This is a genomic window from Paenibacillus sp. FSL R5-0341 (assembly GCF_037975235.1).
Classification (GTDB): Bacteria; Bacillota; Bacilli; order Paenibacillales; family Paenibacillaceae; genus Paenibacillus; species Paenibacillus amylolyticus_A.
Map to the genome: position 1 here is coordinate 4,812,347 of NZ_CP150241.1, position 18,765 is coordinate 4,831,111.

Sequence of the window (18,765 nt, forward strand, 5' to 3'; positions counted from 1 at the left end):
TCTGTTGATAAAGGCGAAGTACATGCTTACGAAGTAGCTTTCTTCCAGAAAGCTTTTAGCTCCGCTTCTTCAGGTCTCTTCTGTCCTCTACGTTCTCGTGTAAAATATCTATTCAACTGCTAGATTTGAATATAACATTATTTTACATAATAACTGTTTATTTTCAATCCCTATCTACCAAATCACATCTATAGTCCTGCCCGTGGACTTAAACATTCACGACCACGCACAAGATATGGATACATACCATAATTTGGTGAAATAGGTATAATAACAAGGCTGTATTGGATGGGTTCCCAGTAATAAAAAAAACGCCACACCCTGGAGTGATTTCTCTCTCCAAAAGGTGTGACGTCCTATTAAACACTACGGTCAGAATTCCCGATCTGTCTAAGGACAGCCAGCGTTCGACTAACCCGTTTCCCTTCGTTTCATCCGCTTCCTTAGACGCTCATACTGAGCATAGATCCGCGGAGATTCTTTCGTCAGGATCGGCCCCAGCACAGCCAGAATTAACACATATAATACGGCAAACGATTGGATGGACGCCATCAGTCCTCCGGCCTTGCCGATGTTCGCCATGATAATGGAGAATTCGCCTCGGGAGACCAAGGTAAAGCCCACGTTCAACGAGGCCTTTGGACTCATTCCAGCCAATCTGCCAGCGATCATGCCTGCACCATAGTTACTCGCGATCGTCAGAATAACGGCAATAATCGTCATGCCCACAGCTCCGCCAAGTGATGACGGCTCAATGGTCAGGCCAAAGCTGAAGAAGAAAATCGCACCAAAAAAATCTTTGAAAGGCATGATCTGATGCTCAATCCGGCTGACATGTCTTGATTCGCCCAGCACCAGTCCCATCATCAAAGCCCCGATTGCTTCGGCTACATGAAGTGTCTCCGAGAAACCTGCCACCAAGAAGAGCAGTGTCATAACAGTTAACAGAAACAACTCCGACGACTTAATGTTCAGTGCCTTATCAATATATTTGATGCACTTTCTGCCGATGATCAGGAACAGCACAATGAACAGCAACGCAGATAGGGACACCAGCAGGACACTTAAGAATGAAGTTGCCCCGCTGAGCACAAGTCCGGTCAGAATCGAGATATGAATCGCGATGAACAAATCATCAAACATGATCATACCCATAATAATCTCTGTCTCCGGGTTCGCCGTGCGTTTCAGATCTACGAGCACTTTAGCCACGATGGCTGTAGAAGAACTGGTCATGATGCCACAGACAACAAGTGTCTCTTGGAGCGGCAGATTCATGAACCAGCCCAGTAGCAGACCCGAGACAAAATTAAGACCTACATAGAACATGCCCCCGGTCAGAATGGCTTTGCCAGACTTTAATAGACGGGAGACCGAGAATTCCAGACCCAGATAAAATAACAAAAACAAAATGCCAAGCCTGCCCATAAATTCAATAAAGGTCGAACTTTCGATAAAACGTAAATCCACAATCCCGATCTGTGGTGCATGTGGTCCTACAGCCATACCAATCAGGATATAGAAAGGAATGACCGAAAAACGTAATCGTGAAGATATCAGCCCCGTAAGTGTAATCAGCGCAACGGCAATTCCCACTTCGAATATGAGCATATCCATAGGCTAAGTCCGTCCATCAGTCAACAATTGTTTGAGCTGTTTGATCTGATCCCGTTCACCGGCAACCACAATTGTAGCTCCAGAGGTAAAAACGTAATCCGGACCGGGATTAAATTGCTTTTCCCTGTCCTTGGTTACAACAGCCAGAATAACGGCCCCTGTAGACTGCCGAATATCCAGTTCACCAATTGTCATGCCTATGCTTGCCGCGTGAGGCTCGATTCGAAGCCATTCAATCAACAACCCTTCAAGCATCACTTCACGTTCATTCTGAAACTGAGGTTTGTAGGTCATCCCACCGACGATAGCGGCTACCGCACGGGCTTCATCATCGTCCAGGGTCACAAGAGATACCATATCACTCAGTTCTTCAGGCGTATCCCCTGATTCCATATGGAACAGGTCACGTCGCTCGTCGTTATGAATCACAATAACCAGGTGCTCACCACTGCGGGTATGCAACCAGTATTTACGTCCAATCCCGGGTAAGTCCGTCTCTTTAAAGTGCATGATCTGCACCCCCTAAGGCCAACCCGTTCAAGGTTTCGCTCTTCAGCTCAATTCCAGTGATTCGTATCCGCATCGAGCCTGATGGCGTATGAACGGACCGCACTTCCCCTTTACTGCCAAGCAGTAATTGACTCCCTACAGGGGAAAGGAAGGAAATACGTCCCTCATCCGGATCCGTATCATCTGGCATGACAATCATGAACGAATCTGACGTATGAAAATCGATATATTCAAAATCAATATGACTGCCGATCAATACAGCCGAGTCCAGATCTTCATCAGGACCGAGGAGCAGTTTTTCCACATACTGCGTATACGCCAGCAGCTGTTTTTCCAACTGTATTCGCTCCGGATCACGCACGTCAAAATAGGCGTCGAGAAATGTTCTTTTCTCTTCACCCAATGTAAATAGCTGGCTCACCAGCTTCTCTCTGCAATTTTGGCGGGAAGTCCTATGGTTCATAATAGATTTCACCCCCTATACAAGCCTTGTTCTCCATGTTGATTGGCATGTTTCTCTTCATCATCTTGTTTTCCTCCTTTGTATTGTTAAAAGCCCCCTGAATACGAGACCTTCTTACCATCTTACCAAAACTAATATATTAATCCAGTATATTCGGCTAACTTGCTGTTTTATTATTATTAGTGGTCATATCTTCCATTTTATAATTGAATTCTTTACATCAGATGGTAGATCCATAGAACATTTTAATTACTGTATAAAAAACATTTTATGGATTTCTATCTCGTATTTTTATTTGCTTTCCTGTATATTTAACTACAAACTTTTATGCAATTTATACAAATAAGCATCTACAGACTTTAACACAATAAAGGAGTGCATTGAAAAAGTGTCCACGATAACAAAAGAAACTACAGAGTCAGCTCAAGTTACTGCCGCAGAATATGTTCATTCCGTTTACGAGTCGGTTGTCGCCAGAAATCCGCACGAAGATGAGTTCCATCAGGCTGTCAAAGAAATCCTGGATTCCCTTATTCCTGTCATTGAAGCACATCCCAAATACAAGAACCACAGTCTGCTGGAACAGCTTGTCGAACCTGAACGTGTAATCACATTCCGTGTTCCATGGGTAGATGATCAAGGCAAAGTTCAGGTTAACCGTGGATTCCGGGTACAGTTCAACAGTGCCATTGGTCCTTACAAAGGCGGACTTCGCTTCCACCCTTCCGTATACTCGGGCATTATCAAGTTCCTCGGCTTCGAACAGATCTTCAAAAATGCTTTGACCGGACTGCCTATTGGCGGTGGTAAAGGTGGTTCTGACTTCGATCCCAAAGGAAAATCAGATCTGGAAGTGATGCGTTTCACGCAAAGCTTCATGACAGAGCTGTACAAATATATCGGCTCCGATACGGATGTACCGGCAGGTGACATTGGTGTAGGCGCAAGGGAAATCGGTTACATGTTCGGCCAATACAAACGTATCCATGGCGGGCATGAGGCAGGCGTATTGACAGGTAAAGGGCTGCTGTACGGAGGAAGCTTGGCACGTAAGGAAGCGACTGGCTTCGGCTGTGTGTACTTTGTGAAGGAGATGCTGCAATCCAAAGGGCTCAGCTTCAAGGACAGCACAGTCGTTGTCTCTGGCTCTGGTAATGTATCCATCTATGCCATTCAGAAGGCACAGGAGCTTGGAGCTACCGTCGTGGCGTGTAGTGACTCAGGTGGCTACATATACGATCCACAAGGCATCAACCTGGATACCGTGAAACGTCTGAAAGAGGTTGATCGTCTGCGCATCAGCGAATACATCAAAGAACACCCGCATGCTACATATACTGAAGGCTGTGAAGGTATCTGGTCTATCCCTTGTGATATCGCTCTTCCATGTGCGACGCAAAACGAGATCGATGAAGAAGCTGCGGCCCTTCTGGTCAAAGGTGGCGTGAAGGCCATTGGCGAAGGCGCGAATATGCCTTCCACTCTGGCTGCCATTGACGTCTTCCACGGCGCAGGCGTGCTGTTCGGTCCAGCCAAAGCGGCTAATGCCGGCGGTGTAGCCGTTTCTGCTCTTGAAATGTCACAGAACAGCATGCGGTTGTCCTGGTCATTTGAAGAAGTAGACGCGAAGCTGCATGACATCATGAAGAACATCTACACCAGCTGTGTAGAAGCTGCAGAAGAGTATGGCTGCGAAGGCAACCTCGTAGCCGGAGCGAACATCGCCGGTTTCCTTAAGGTAGCCGATTCCATGATCGCTCAAGGTGTAGTTTAAGTTAAATACAGAATAATATGGAGAGATACCTGAATAACGGTAGGTTTCTCCACGATCAAAGGGCGTTCCTATTAACTTGGGGAACGCCCTTTTTTCCTTGTTATCAATTGATCTAATCCCAGGGCAATGGTAAAGTGGTACTGACGTAATTTCATCTATTTGTACTATTATTTTGTACTATTATAAGGAAGTGTTTACATTGTCTAACCAACCATTTGCCAGCACTGCGAGTCCTCATCTGAGCGCAGACTGTGAGCAATGTTTTGGCCTATGCTGTGTTGCCTTGCCCTATGGCAAGTCATCGGACTTTGCTTTTGAAAAAGCCAGCGGCACACCCTGCCCCAATCTGCGCACGGACAATCGCTGCGGTATTCATACCCAGCTTCGGCAGAAAGGGTTCAAAGGCTGTACGGTATACGACTGTTTCGGAGCTGGACAGAAGCTGTCACAAGTGACCTACGCGGGCAAAGATTGGCGTGATCATCCGGAGTCTGCAAACGAGATGTTCGATTGTCTGCCTGCCTTGCGACAACTTCACGAGTTGCTCAGTTATATGAAGGAAATGATGATGAGACCGGAAACGTCATCCCTTCACTCGGCATTCGGTGAGTTATATCAGGAGATCGAGCGCTTGAGCAATCTGGAGCCTGCGTCCCTTCTCCGTCTGGACATCGCCGACCATCGGTCCACTGTGAATCAACTCCTGGTTCAGGCAAGTGAAATGGTACGTGCCAATGTGCCACCCAGCGCTCATGGACAAGGGAAGTCGAAGAAGAGTAAGAAACGTACGGGAAGTGACTTTTTTGGTGCCAACTTAAAGGGAGCTGACCTGCGGGGCGCAAGCTTCCGGGGGGCATTAATGATTGCAGCCGACCTCCGAAATGCAGATACACGAAATGCGGATTGGATTGGCGCAGACTTGCGGGACACGGATCTGGGCGATGCGGACCTGAGAGGTGGCATCTTCCTGACGCAATCGCAGATTAATGCAGCCAAAGGTAATGTGAATACCAAGTTGCCAGATCATTTAAGCATTCCCTCACACTGGATGTAGGGTGCCATTTCCGCAAGAGCATGAGCAGGAATATAACCAGCAATGTACCTTGCTAATTCATACGAATGTATGAATCGTATACAGCAAAAAAACAGCTCGTCCTATATATCCAAGGACGAGCTGTTTGTTATACAAATCACAGGAATGAATCAGAATTATAACAAGTCGCGGCGAAGATCTTCAGCCGATTTCGGAGACAGGTGACCGAGCGGAATATCAAATACCGTTTTCGCACCCTTATGTCCTTCCACGCTCAAGCGTTGTGCAGCTCTTGCATACGCTACAAGTACGCTTGCTGTAAATTCAGGATTGCTGTCGAGTTTCAGACCAAATTCAATAATTTGCTTTTGACCAGCCCCTGTAACCCCACTGCGAATAACAAATCCACCATGCGGCATACCTTCATGCTCGGATTTCAATTCTTCTTCGCTAATAAACGTTACAGTTGTATCGTAATCTGCAAAATAGTTAGGCATCGACACAATCGTCTCACGGATCTCATCCTGATTAGCACCATCTTCTGCTACCACATAACATTGACGCAGATGTTTCTCGCGTGTAGACAGCTCTGGTGTCTCCCCTGCACGAATGCGGTTGATCACCTCTTCAACAGGTACAGTATACTGTACACCAGCCTTAACGCCTGGAACACGACGAATAGCATCCGAGTGGCCTTGGCTCACACCTTTGCCCCAGAACGTGTACTCTTTTCCTTCTGGCAGGATGGACTGTGCAAGCAGACGGTTCATGGAGAACAAGCCTGGGTCCCAACCTGTGGAAATGACACTTACGTGACCGCCTTGCTCTGCCGCAGCATTAACCTCTTTGTAGAATTCAGGAATCTTAGCATGTGTATCGAAGCTATCTACCGTATTGAACAACTTGGCGATGGCTGGTGTCTGCTCTGGAAGGTCGGTTGCAGAACCACCACAGAGGATCATAACATCAACCTTGCCTATGTATTGCTCCGCTGCAGAGATATGCTCAAAACGTACTTCTGTGCTTTCAGCGACCATCTGCTCCGGATTACGACGTGTAAACACAGCAATCAGTTCCAGATCCTCGTTCTGGGAAATGGCTTTCTCTACACCTTTACCCAAGTTACCGTAACCAACAATACCCACTCTAATCATGTTCAATCCTCTCCTGTCTTCTTCTATAGTTGTCTATTACTTATAATGATATAACATACCATGTAACCTGTCAGGTTTCCAGTTCGAAATAAAAATACCTTGCAGCGGTGCAGCAATAATGCGGCTCCGTATGCAAGGTATTATGGCGTTCATTCGTTATTTTAGGAAGAAAGTTAGCAGGAAAGAAAAATAGCCCTTATCTTCTGCTTAGGATTCTGTCCAGGTCAACGTCAGTTCAATGACGCCTTCCTGTCCCGCCAATGTTCCTCCAATCAAGGACCAGACATCCTGCGTCTCCGGGTCGGTTCCCTGAATGATAATATTTTTGTCATCGATCGTCTGACCTGCATCCGTCAACTTTTTGGCGTTGAAGTAATCTTTATACAGCTGGGATACGGTTTTCATATCTTGTTCAGTCGAGAAAATCACCATGGCTGATTGCTTTCCTTCATTCTCACCGGAATTGGCTAAACGAATCGTTGCATCTTCCGGCAACGGGAAATCACTTGGCAAGTTTTCCGGCAACTCATTGGTTCCAGCAGTCGCTTCCTCACCACGATCTGAATCCGAGTCGGTTGGTGCAGTCGTACCTTCCGTTTCGGTCACTGTACTTGTTGTTGCTTCGCTTGCACCTTCATTAGTCGCTTGTTCACCAGTTCCGGAGGAAACTTCAGTGTCCACCTTCTCCGTATCACCTGTCGGTTCGTCTGCCGCACTGCTGCAAGCACTCAAGGCCACCATCATCGCCAGTGCCGCACAGACTATTACATAATTCCTTCTCTTCACCATCCGTTATCACTCCTTCTTCTTCGTTTATGTGCTAATCACGTTCAAACGACTGGATCACAGGCACCGCATGAACGTTATTCTTGACCCATATCACGGATACAGATAATACACTTAAAGATAATAGACAACTGGCTACAAGTATGGATAGGAATCGGGTGATTACTCTAAACTTTTTCATGCTTCCCTCCTCCTCATCCTGTTCATCATGTGTTTGTGGAATTATGTTACTCATAGGTCACTGGACGGTGTCACTAATTTCATGATCTCGGCAGCGACAATATCCGGCTGACTTTTATGAATACTGTGTTTCGCATGTGGAACTGTCAGTTGTGTTCCATGTCTTGACCATGAAGCAAAATCCGCTTGATCGGTCTGCCATGCCTCACTGTCCTCAGCCGAATCCTCCGAACCGGCTGTCAGGATCGTCAGGGGGAAATCGAACTTCGTTTTGTTCTCAAGCACACACGCTGCATTCGTTCTGGAATTCCGAACCTCTTCCATGACATTGTCATTGTACGCATGTCTTAACGTGGATATCATGACGGCCTTTTTCATCGGTTCCGTTACCAGTTTCGGGTCAATGACCAGAGATGCCATCATACGATCCGATTGTAGCAACGTTCGTGCGATGCCTGTTTTCACGAGAAAACGGGACCAATCCATCATCCATTCCGGTATATCCATCTCCGCACGGCTATAGTACTCTGGGCTTCCACCATCGATCATGACCATGCCAGCAACCTCATCAGGATACCTTTGCGCGAACCGTAGTGTCTCCAGCGCACCCATAGAGTGACCTACCATAATGTAAGGCGGACGTTGACCGGATGTTCGCAGCAATTGGTGGATCTCTTCCGAGATGGTGTCGACATCACGAGGTTCATCCGTATAATCGCTGTATCCATACCCGAACCGATCATATACCGCAATTTTCACCTGTGATTTCAACTTGTCATATAGCGGGCTGAAATCCACATAAGGATTGGGCGTACCCCAGTCTGAGGCAAATACCACCGTTACCTCTCCTTTGCCAGCCGTGTAGAGATGCATGTTGCGACCACTCACTTCATAATACTTGCCTGGCGGGGGATAGGACTTCATATCCTGCGTGGATTGATAAGCCTCATACGCCGTTCCCGTCAGCAGTAAAAGCCCTGTGGCGAGCATTATGCCTCCCAGCACCTTCAACCCTCTCCGTAACCCCTTCTTCATCTTCTCTACCCCTTATCCCAAAGGTTCATCTGTATATGTATGCTTCAATCGTACCCAAGAAATAGCTGAATTGAAACAATCCGGAGTCCAGTTCTTTCCCCAACCAAAGTCCAGTCTCTCCCCCCTACCTGTGAAATAAAAAAAACTGCAAATCTCCCATTCAGGAAACTTGCAGTTCATCTATGCCTTTACAGTTGCAAAGTAAGACCCACCGGGCAATGATCACTGCCCATCACGTGGCAGTCGATATGCGCATCTGCCACCTTAGGTGCCAATTGATTGGATACTAGAAAATAATCAATGCGCCATCCCACATTCCGTTCTCTAACTTTTGGCATATAAGACCACCAGCTGTACACATCCGTACGATCCGGGTACAGATGGCGGAAGCTGTCCACATAACCAGAAGCAAGCAAATCGGTCATCTTGCCACGCTCTGCAAGGGTAAATCCCGAGTTGCCCAGATTGGGCTTCGGATTCTTCAGATCAATCTCCTGATGAGCCACATTCAGGTCACCACAGACGATAACTGGCTTAGTCTCCTCCAATTGCAGAATGTACCCCCGGAATCGATCCTCCCATTCCAGACGGTAAGGCAGCCGGGTCAGATCCCGCTTCGCGTTAGGTGTATAGACGTTCACCAGATAAAAACTATCATACTCCAGTGTAATCATCCGGCCTTCCGGTTCACTGTCTTCCTCCATCCCGTAACGAACGGATATAGGCTTGATGCGGCTAAATACAGCGGTACCGGAATATCCTTTTTTGATCGCATAATTCCAATATTGATAAACATCTTCCCCCAGGTCCATCTCAATCTGTCCGGCTTGCAATTTGGTCTCCTGAAGGCAGAAAATATCCGCCTGACTCTCCTGATAATAATCCATGAATCCTTTGGTCACACATGCCCTTAAGCCATTCACATTCCAGGACACCAGCTTCATATCCTCATCTCCTCACATCTCTCCAATATAGCATGGGCACATTCAGAGGGACAAGCCTTACGGCTCTGGAATGAGATGGAGTCATTGGAATCCTTATGGGCTGACTTGCCTATGTTTCGCTTCGCAACTTGGAGAACACCGCAAGGTCAATATATCTGCCTTTCTCAAACTCATGTTGCCGCAGTACACCTTCCTGTTGAAAACCAAGTTTGTGTAACAGGCGAATTGACGCCTCGTTTTCCGGTTCAACCTTCGCTTCAATCTTGTTGAGCTGCATATTTGTGAATCCAAAATGTAACACAGCATGTGCCACTTCCGTCATCACACCGCGGCCCCAGAAAGAGGAACGCAAGTCGTATCCAATCTCTGCACGGTGATGTACATCTTCATAGTTCAGGAACCCACAGGTTCCGATCACTTTACGAGTTTCACGGTCTTCAATCATCCAGCGTAAACCCGTGTGTTCCTTGAAAATCTTCGTATACCAGTTCATCTCACCCTGTGCATCCTCCACAGATTCAAAGGGAGTGAATGGCATATATTGAATCACAGCTTCATCCGAATATAACGCCAACAAATCGTGACTGTCCTTGGCCTCGGCTGACCGGAGGAAGAATCGTTCTGTCTGAATTAATGGAAATAGATCAAATCTAAATTGCTCACTCATGCGAGGTCTCCTTTGCAACATTCATTGTAGAAGTCCATTTTACTACACTTGCCTTCATCAAGCTTTTACTATTAATATGTTCTATTAAGGCATTACTGTAGAAAAGGATACATAGGAGAGGACGTGCTATTATCACACAATCATATGACGTTATTATCGTTGGAGCTGGCTCCATGGGCATGAGTGCAGGTTATTATCTATCGCGCAGTGGATGCAAAACTTTATTAATCGATGCCTTTGATCCTCCGCATACGGAAGGAAGTCATCACGGAGATACAAGACTGATACGCCATGTGTACAGTGGTGGGCCTGACTATATTGCTATGGCATTACTTGCACAGAAGTTATGGCACGAGCTGGAGGAAACGACCGGAGACCAACTTTTTGTTCCTTCTGGTGTAATAAATGTGGTTGATCCGGAGATTCATTCCTTCCACAACCGACTGAGCCATGCAGATGATGCAGGCATTCGTTATGAAACGTTGCATGCAGCCGAGGTGATGAAACGCTGGCCAGGTATTACAGTACCTGAACATTACGAGGGTATGTATGAGCCTGATGCGGGTTATTTGTATAGTGAACGCTGTATCCGTGCCTATCGCAAGGCAGCAGAGGCTCATGGTGCTACCTTGTTAACTCACACTCGTGTGGAGCATATCGAATACGGACCACATTCCGTGGCCGTTCAGACTTCAGGTGGTGAGACATACCATGCGAATCAAATTATCCTGAGCGCTGGTGCCTGGTTTCAGACGTTAAAACCTTTCGTGGATCTTCCGATTCAGGCTGTGCGTAAAACGGTTGGATGGTTTGATGTACCAGAGGCTTTGTATGGTGAGGAACATTTCCCCGGATTTACACTGGCAGGAAAAGAAGGTATATATTATGGATTTCCAAGCATTGGCGGATCAGGTCTGAAGATGGGGCGTCATGATACAGGTCAGGTGTGGACACCAGGAAATACAATGGATCCTTTTGGTGCGGAAGAAACGGACGAGGGTGATCTGCGCAGGCTGCTCGAACTTCATATGCCTCAGGCAGCTGGAGAATTAAGACGTGGTAGTGTGTGTAAGTATGAATTCACTTCAGATGAAGATTTTATTATCGACCGGCACCCTGCCCATGAACGTGTGTGGCTCGCAGGCGGTTTCTCCGGCCATGGCTTCAAGTTCGCAAGTGCTATTGGGCAAATTCTAGCCGACTTGGTGCAAACGGGGCACACGGATCAGGATATTAGAAAGTTCGCTTTGTCACGTTTTCGTTAAGTACAAGACGGGTGAATGAACATATGCATGTATAAAATAGCTACTTTCCTAGAGGGTGCAGTGTTGCTCAAAGCACTGCACCTCCAAGAAAGAAGGAAACGTAAGAAAGTTATTTCATGCCGACCCACACTAATTCACTTTGACGAGACTCCATTGCTGATTGGCACCGCCATTGTCGGCCCATTGAATCGTGGAGGCACCTGCGGTCAAAGAACCTTGATTGATGTCAACCGTCAGGCCACTGTTTCGATTGGCAAGTACCACATATCCTCCCACATCAATCGGCAGCCATTGCTGATTATTGCCCCCGTTATCCTGCCACTGAATCAGAGAAGCTCCGCCTTGTGTGGAACTTGAATTCACATCCAGCAAAAGCCCACTGCCCACATTGCGGATTTTGTAATATCCGTTGCCTGTAGACTCCAGCTTCCATTGCTGGTTGGCTGCTCCATTATCATTCCACTGAATGATCGTTGCTCCACCTGTAGTAGAAGCAGCGTTCACATCGAGTGCAAGTCCACTGTTGCGGTTGATTAATTTGTAGATGGCCCCAGCTTCATATCCTGTACCACCATTGTAAGTTGCACCGGAAATGACGTAAGTTGTGACCGAGTTGGCCTTGGCCGTAGCGGTAAAGGTTTTGTTTTGCACCGAAATATTGGTCAGTTGCTGCAACTTCTCTGTTGAAGAGGTACGATATACTTGAGCAGACGTGCCTGTGTTAGTAAAACGACTGAGATCATAGGTTACCGTTGTATCCGTCGATTCCGAATTGGTTGTAACCAGCACAACTTTGCCGGAAACAGTATCATAGGCTGCAAGGGTATTCGCATCACTCATGCCGATAATCTTGTATCCAGGACGAATAAATTTGCTGTAATTGCCCATGACATAATATTTTTGGTTCACCGTGTAGCTGGTCGTTTGCGTATTGTTCAGCACATTTTTGAAGAATCCCCATCCTTCTGCACTATCCACGGCTTGCCAATACACCCACGCACTTGCGCCCATATTGCGAATATCCTTGAGGATGGTACGTGACATGGTAAGTCCACTTGCATCCCCGTCCCCGTATTCCGAGGTCCACAGATGTTTGCCCGCAGACGTCGCTGTGTTGCGCAAAGCAGTTCGATTACTTCCACCATACGTATGTGTGTTGATCTGACTGATTGCTGATTTCACCGCGGTGCTGTAGCTGTTGAACGACACATTGGTATCATCGATACTGTATTCTTCCGGTGCACTCAGCTTTGTAGACAGGCCCTTCGCACTCAACGAGGCTTGTAATTGACTCAGAATCGTGTTCTGATCCGCCCGTTCAAAGTGCATGCCCTCCTGGTCATTGCCCTGCTTCCACCACGTCGAGATTGGTTCATTGAGCGGAGTTACGCTATCGAATGTGATTCCCCAGTTATCCCGGAAATGCTTCACGACCTCAGTCAGATAGTCGGCAAAATCATCATAATAATCTGGCTTGAGGTTATTTCCTCCATTAGCCGCACCGGACACACCACCACTGATCGTCATCCAGTAAGGTGCGGAATTCGCAAAGGCTTCGATGACATTCACGCCTTGAGCTTTGGCAGCTTGCAGCATATAACGCTGGTTCGCATCTGCATTCCAGTCATACACGCCGGGAGAAGGCTGGTAACCAGGAACGGCTTTGCGGTATTCGAGGATATTGGATGATGGATTATCCCCGCCTCCAATGTTGTACCGTAGGATGTTCAGACCCAGTCCGGTATTCGCGTTGAACATTTTCTCTACGTACTCATCGCGATTGGAATACTCTCCAACCACTTTGCCCCACCATGCGAGAGATGTTCCCCAGCCTTCCATCGTCTGATATTGCTTTGATGGATCGGCAACAGCCGTGTAAGCTCCTGCTGCAGATGCTTCTGTCCCCAGACCCAGGCTGCCTGTAAGCAAACTTCCTGCCAGAAGCAACGAGCTCATTCGTTTTAACCACTTCATCCGCTTTACTCCTTATGAATTTACACTTGCACTCCGATGTCAGAACAACTTTCCGATCGCTGTTATCCCCAGATTTTTAATTATTCTTAAAAAGGGAAAAATCCGGGGATAGCGTATGCTTCCGATGTAGCTTTCTTTCAGAAAGCTTTTAGGCGCACGCTTCGCTTCTTCAAGTTATTTCTGACCTCTCCGTTATCGTGTAAATGTATAGTTTAACTTAGAAAATAAACACCCATTATTGTGCAACTTCTCGGAAAGTCGCGTCTGACTTATCGAGTGCAGTAACGACAGCTTCCAATTTCAGCACATTATTATAATGTCTCAGGTACAGGTTTGGATTACTAAACGAGGCATACGATGTCCAACTGGCATTAGCAAGTCCATTTACACGTTTGAACGTGGCGTCATTTCGGAATGTAGCACTGCCGTCATTTTTCACGAGTGTAATGCTAACATTATTATTGCGCAGGAAATAACCCGGATAATTCATGGACTCAAATGAAATGCCTGTTGCATTCGCCAAACCTGGAACGATGCGGAACTGCGCATCCTCCGCTGGACTAACACTCGCATCAATCCGTGCCTGATAGTTGTAATGACGAATGAAGCTGCCAGGCACATTGAAGGACTCCAGCTTGCGGATATCACCCGGTTGTCCGGACTCTTTCAATACGGTCATATGCCGGACGAGTCCGGTGAGACCCGCAATCTCCTGCTTGGCACCCCAAGTCTGGAAGTTGTCAGCAGAGTCGCTGTAATAATATTTTTGTGTCGCATAACCGTCAAAGTAGATTCGCCATGAACCATTATCCAGCTGAACAAGCGCCGGACCTTCCACCCAAGATCCCCAACCTGCCCAATCTCCTGTGCCTTTAAAAGTATAAGGACCGGTCAGCGAGGTAGATGTCGCATATTCAATGTATTTGGTGGTCTCATTCTTGGTAAAAGCATGATAGGTTGATCCTGTCTTCACGATAAATGTGTCGATATAATTGGGAGCAATGCCTGCCAGTTCAGTAGGTGCGGACCATGAGGTAGACGTCAGATTGCTGCCTGAAGCGGTGATGACATATGGTTTGAAATTCTCATAGTTACCTGGTGAGAGGGACACGATAACGTGCAGACTGCCGTTGCTGTCTTTGAACCATTCTGGTGCCCAGGTGTGTGCAATCGTGGTTGGTGTGGATAATATAATGTTACGGACAAACGTCCAGTTTACCTTATCCGGGCTGGAGGCGATGCCGATGGTGTTCCCTGACCAATTCGTGGTGTAGACGACGTAATATAGACCATCGGTGTGCTTCATGATGCTGGGATCGCGGATCAGATCGGCCGGAGGTGTATAGGCTGGCCCTTTCAGCAAACCATAGTGGGTCGCATTATAGGATTCGTAGATATACATATTGGACTCACTTGTGTTCGTAAAGGCGGATATCGTATAGACACTTGTTGCTGCTCTGGCTGTATTCGGGAATACCATGGTTAATAGAAGTAATGTTCCGAGCAGCAGAATCATTTCGGCCTTAAAACCGCTAGATCCACTTGCTCTATCTTTCCTCTTCGTTAACATCAGGTCAGCTCCTTATGCATGAATGATAAACATGCCAAAACCTTGTACCTTATTGTTAAAATAAAATAACTTGGGAGTAATCCCTGTGAGCAACACCTCTCGGCTACTGTTCGAATTCCAATTACATGAAGCATCACTCCCTTCACAGATCATGGATGAACACTCATTAATTATGTAAACGGTTACAAATATTGATGTTACAAGTGTTACAGTTGCCCATTCTACAGACCCGATCACCACAGTTCACCCATTCCCTTAGCCCAATTTACTCACAAGACTGAATCCGAAGATTCACGAACCCGGGTTATTCAGGCTAAGAAAATGAGGTGGTATGACTGGGGTAAAAGGTATATTTTTACGTTACGTGATGCTATTTTCGAGTCCTACTCCACGACAACCCATGGATAACTGGATAACTCATCCAGCAGGAATCGTACCCGTTCTGGTGTTCTGCCTTCTTCATCGAACAAAAGTAGTTCATTCTCTTCCTGTAGCCAAGCTACTGGAATCTTGTAATCCTCTTGCGGACCAATCTGCCAGTAACGACCCAGATGATGTCCGTTCAAGTGAATGGTTCCTTTGCTCATTCCCGTTAGGCGAAGCATCAGGTTCACTTTATGATGCTCCGAAACCGTAGGCTTCGCGAAACGCCAGCGGTACCAGACCGGCTGACAATACGACCCTTGGACTGGAACAAGGTTGGATACAGGTTGAGCCCTCTCACTTACCGTAGCACTTGAGATCCCATCATCCGAGGTAAGGGTCACCGGATTGGCATTCCAATTGCCACCTTGGGCGATACTAGGCTGTGCCACACGCTGGATTGACCCCTGTACTCTACGATAAGCCGCTCCTTGAACTGCCTCGTAGCTCTCCCACTGTTGCGGAAGCAATGCGTCCGTGCCTGCCATACGCCAATCCTTCAGTTCTCCCTGACTCGGATACGTGATCAGTTCCAGTCGATTCAGCGGTGAACGACTATACGGCATTTCCAGTGTGTTCGTCTCTCCCGGTTTGATATAGAGGGATATGTCTAGCGTCTGAAAAGTAAACCAGTCCTGATATCCTTCCATCGGAACTTCGATGCCATTGATACGAAGACCTTTGCTCAAGGCACCCACGAGAATGGCCCGATCCATGCTATCCAGTGTAAAGCTTCTGCTCAGAAGTGGAGCCCCTTGGAGAGAATTCACCTCATCAAGATGAATACTTCCACTCTCTGTACGCCAATCCTGACGAATATCTTGAACTTGGCCAGCCAGATACACAGGACCAGCCAGACCTTTGCTCTCACCCAAATACGGGGAGAAGTTCAATCTGCCCATATGTTGCATCAGAATCTGAAGTTTGTTCTTCCCTTGGGCTACTTGTAATTGCACTCCTGCGGCGCCTACCTGACGTACTAATGCCTGTTGAACACCATTAACGATGATTCTGGCGGTATCCTGGATATCCGGCAAAATGAGATTGATGATTCCTTCCGTCGGACTCTCGAAGTCGCATTCATACAACAAATAACCAAAATCTTGTCCATACCGGGAAAAGTCCTCCGGTTGTGCACTCGCCGAGCGCTGCTTCGCAATTAACGTAACACGTGACAGCTCCGGAGAAGCAGGCAACGTTGGCGCAATCGGCGCTGTCCTTGAAGGATGCTGAAGTCTTTCTACAACAGACTCCTGACTAAGCTCACTCGGTACAGCTTGTGGGGTGGATGGCGTTGGGGTATCTCGTCCCTCTGGATTCAACACATCGTACTGCACACCGTTTTCCTCGCTAGCAAGGAACTCACGGCCTGTTAACGTCTGTTCTCCATCGTTCCAGTCACCAAGCAGCGTAATCGTGCGATCCGGATCAGTAATCATGCCCTTGACCTGACCAGATGACAACACATCCACATCATCGAAGCCGATCGCATAACGCAGTCCCTTCTGATCTGTTGCTTCCAATCGCCATGTTCGATTCATCATTTCTTGATCCAGAATGATGAAACGGATCGGTGTGCCGTTTGCTTCCAGCTGGATCATTCCAGGCTCTTGGAAATGGAACAAATCGAAGCGGTATACGTTCCTGGCTGAATCATGTTCGACCAGCACTTGCACCGTGCTACCTGTGACGTTCAATGCCCCTGCTTCCAGTTCAACAACAGAACGCTGTCCTGCAGCGGCCACGATGAACAGGTTCAATTCTCCGTTGATCATTTCATTGCCCATAATCATCGTACCCGCAGTCAGGTATACGTGTTCGGCAATCTGTACTCGATCCAGCAATGGAATAATCTGTCCTGGATTCAGCGATACGGGAAGAGTTCGGCCTTCTTCGAGCGTAATGTGCATCGTCTCGCGTTCATCCTTGTGACTCTCCAAAAACCAGATCTTCTGGTTATCAGCCTGTCTGCCTCGTACAGATATGCCTTCAGGATGACGTACAACGATCTGTTCTTCTGGAATTTCCTCTGTTTCCATCAGGAGTGGCCCAAATGCATGGACGAAATAGGACAGATTCTTGGTTACTGCATATTTCGGTGTCACCCGTCCATATTCATTCAGCGGTGCATCATAGTCATAGGACGTAATCATGAAGATGTCACTACTACCCATCGTTCTGCCGCCATATCCACCAAAATTTGTACCGCCGTAGAACATGTAGTGACTGATTCCGGTATACCCGGCACGCAGAATCTCCATGATGCGTCTCTCCAGCAAAGGCGCTGTCTTCTGAATGGCCGAAGGCCCTCCCCAATTCTCAAACCATCCGGTCCAGAATTCCGTGACCATCTTCGGGGTGTCCGGCTGTTTGGCTCGAAGTTTCTCATAATGCCCGTCAGCACCTGACCAGAAATTAGCCCCTTCAATCGTGCCTTCCGCCCCGCCAACGCAAGTGATCAGTGTAGAGTCAATCCCACGCTGCAACAATCCATCTCTCAGCGTATTCATATGGTCACTTGCAGCAGCGTCATCCATCAGATACCCGTATTCATTCTCCACCTGAACCAGAATGACCGTGCCCCCAGCGGACAGCTGACGTTTCCGAATAATCGGCACAATCCGGTCAAAATACAGGTTCACATAGTACAGATACGTCTCATTATTTTCCCTAAATTTCACGCCGTCCTTCGTACCAAGCCAGTACGGGAAACCGCCAAAATCCCATTCCGCACAGATAAAAGGACCTGGACGCGCGATAACCCACATACCCAATTCTGCGCACATATCCAGAAAAGCACCGCAATCGTTGTCCCCTTCAAAGGACCACTGTCCTTCTTCCGGTTCATGCACATTCCACGCAAAGTAGGTGTCGATGCAGTTCATACCTGCTAGCTTCGCCTTCAGCAGAACCTCCCGCCATTCCTCCTTCGGCATGCGGAAATAATGGATCGTTGCACTGTTCAGAAATATACGCTCTCCGTTCAGGAAAAAACTGCGTGCATCGTACATTAACTCGGATTGAACACCATTCTCAGCCCTGGCGATGTTCTTCTCCTGTTCCTGGAGCAAAAGGGATGCTTTCTCTGTCAAAGATATCCCCTCCTTCTCTTTATTTATATAAATTGAACTAAAGATTATTTACACTGCACACTTCGATGACAGAACAACCTTCCGATCGCTGTTATCCCCAGATTTTTTGATTTCCTTTACTCAAAGGGGAAAATCCGGGGATAGCGTATGCTTCCGATGTAGCTTTCTTGCAGAAAGCTTGTAGGCGACCGCTTCGCTTCTTCAAGTTTTTTCTGTCCCCTCCGTTTGGTGTAACTGTTTAGTTGAATTTATATAGTTTCATATGTCCTATAACTCTT

The 18,765-nt window shown here is 47.2% G+C and carries 15 protein-coding genes; 3 read left to right on the plus strand and 12 right to left on the minus strand.

The window, feature by feature from the left end; translation table 11 throughout:
• Positions 1-411: 411 nt before the first annotated feature.
• From MKX75_RS21580 to MKX75_RS21590, 3 genes are read right to left on the minus strand one after another with little or no spacing between them, the layout of a single operon-like run.
• Positions 412-1,617, minus strand: a complete 1,206-nt coding sequence (locus MKX75_RS21580; RefSeq protein WP_062835722.1) for a cation:proton antiporter — start codon at positions 1,615-1,617, stop codon at positions 412-414.
• Positions 1,618-1,620: 3 nt separating this feature from the next.
• Positions 1,621-2,127: a cation:proton antiporter regulatory subunit gene (locus tag MKX75_RS21585; protein ID WP_339166765.1), complete on the minus strand. Its 507-nt coding sequence runs from the start codon at positions 2,125-2,127 to the stop codon at positions 1,621-1,623.
• Positions 2,117-2,590 carry a GreA/GreB family elongation factor gene (locus tag MKX75_RS21590; protein WP_145149926.1) on the minus strand — a complete coding sequence of 158 codons (474 nt, stop codon included), beginning with the start codon at positions 2,588-2,590 and terminating at the stop codon, positions 2,117-2,119. The genes MKX75_RS21585 and MKX75_RS21590 overlap by 11 nt, the downstream gene beginning before the upstream one ends.
• A 397-nt stretch (positions 2,591-2,987) precedes the next feature.
• Between MKX75_RS21590 and gdhA the strand changes: the two genes are divergently transcribed.
• Together gdhA and MKX75_RS21600 are read left to right on the plus strand one after the other, a co-directional pair.
• Complete coding sequence (gdhA, locus tag MKX75_RS21595; RefSeq protein ID WP_062836149.1) at positions 2,988-4,364, plus strand: NADP-specific glutamate dehydrogenase; 1,377 nt, start codon at positions 2,988-2,990, stop codon at positions 4,362-4,364.
• 199 nt (positions 4,365-4,563) lie between these two features.
• Positions 4,564-5,418 carry a pentapeptide repeat-containing protein gene (locus MKX75_RS21600; protein ID WP_339166768.1) on the plus strand — a complete coding sequence of 285 codons (855 nt, stop codon included), beginning with the start codon at positions 4,564-4,566 and terminating at the stop codon, positions 5,416-5,418.
• Between the two features lie 155 nt (positions 5,419-5,573).
• On the opposite strand, the gene MKX75_RS21605 is transcribed toward MKX75_RS21600, so the two are convergent.
• From MKX75_RS21605 to MKX75_RS21630, 6 genes are all read right to left on the minus strand, one after another.
• Complete coding sequence (locus MKX75_RS21605; protein WP_076318750.1) at positions 5,574-6,557, minus strand: diaminopimelate dehydrogenase; 984 nt, start codon at positions 6,555-6,557, stop codon at positions 5,574-5,576.
• A gap of 201 nt (positions 6,558-6,758) precedes the next feature.
• Complete coding sequence (locus tag MKX75_RS21610) at positions 6,759-7,340, minus strand: hypothetical protein (RefSeq protein ID WP_339166770.1); 582 nt, start codon at positions 7,338-7,340, stop codon at positions 6,759-6,761.
• Positions 7,341-7,371: 31 nt separating this feature from the next.
• On the minus strand, positions 7,372-7,518 hold the full coding sequence (locus MKX75_RS21615; RefSeq protein WP_165980244.1) for a hypothetical protein: 147 nt from the start codon (positions 7,516-7,518) through the stop codon (positions 7,372-7,374).
• 50 nt (positions 7,519-7,568) lie between these two features.
• A complete protein-coding gene (locus MKX75_RS21620) occupies positions 7,569-8,552 on the minus strand; it encodes an alpha/beta hydrolase (protein WP_076332854.1) in 984 nt (327 codons plus the stop codon).
• A gap of 188 nt (positions 8,553-8,740) precedes the next feature.
• A complete protein-coding gene (locus tag MKX75_RS21625; protein ID WP_076332853.1) occupies positions 8,741-9,496 on the minus strand; it encodes an exodeoxyribonuclease III in 756 nt (251 codons plus the stop codon).
• A gap of 109 nt (positions 9,497-9,605) precedes the next feature.
• Positions 9,606-10,163, minus strand: coding sequence for a GNAT family protein (locus MKX75_RS21630; protein WP_062835730.1), 558 nt, complete (start codon positions 10,161-10,163; stop codon positions 9,606-9,608).
• 131 nt (positions 10,164-10,294) lie between these two features.
• On the opposite strand from MKX75_RS21630, the gene solA reads away from it, so the two are divergent.
• Positions 10,295-11,428: an N-methyl-L-tryptophan oxidase gene (gene solA / locus MKX75_RS21635; RefSeq protein WP_139331934.1), complete on the plus strand. Its 1,134-nt coding sequence runs from the start codon at positions 10,295-10,297 to the stop codon at positions 11,426-11,428.
• Between the two features lie 129 nt (positions 11,429-11,557).
• Here solA and MKX75_RS21640 read toward each other — a convergent pair whose 3' ends face one another.
• The 3 genes from MKX75_RS21640 to MKX75_RS21650 all read right to left on the minus strand — a co-directional run bounded on the left by MKX75_RS21640 (position 11,558) and on the right by MKX75_RS21650 (position 18,487).
• Entirely contained in the window at positions 11,558-13,402 is a 1,845-nt protein-coding gene (locus MKX75_RS21640; RefSeq protein ID WP_339166772.1) for an RICIN domain-containing protein, read from the minus strand.
• Positions 13,403-13,637: 235 nt separating this feature from the next.
• Positions 13,638-14,972 (minus strand): glycoside hydrolase family 43 protein, encoded by a 1,335-nt coding sequence (locus MKX75_RS21645; protein WP_339166773.1) that lies wholly within the window; start codon positions 14,970-14,972, stop codon positions 13,638-13,640.
• A gap of 383 nt (positions 14,973-15,355) precedes the next feature.
• Entirely contained in the window at positions 15,356-18,487 is a 3,132-nt protein-coding gene (locus tag MKX75_RS21650; RefSeq protein WP_339166774.1) for a beta-galactosidase, read from the minus strand.
• Positions 18,488-18,765 lie beyond the last annotated feature (278 nt).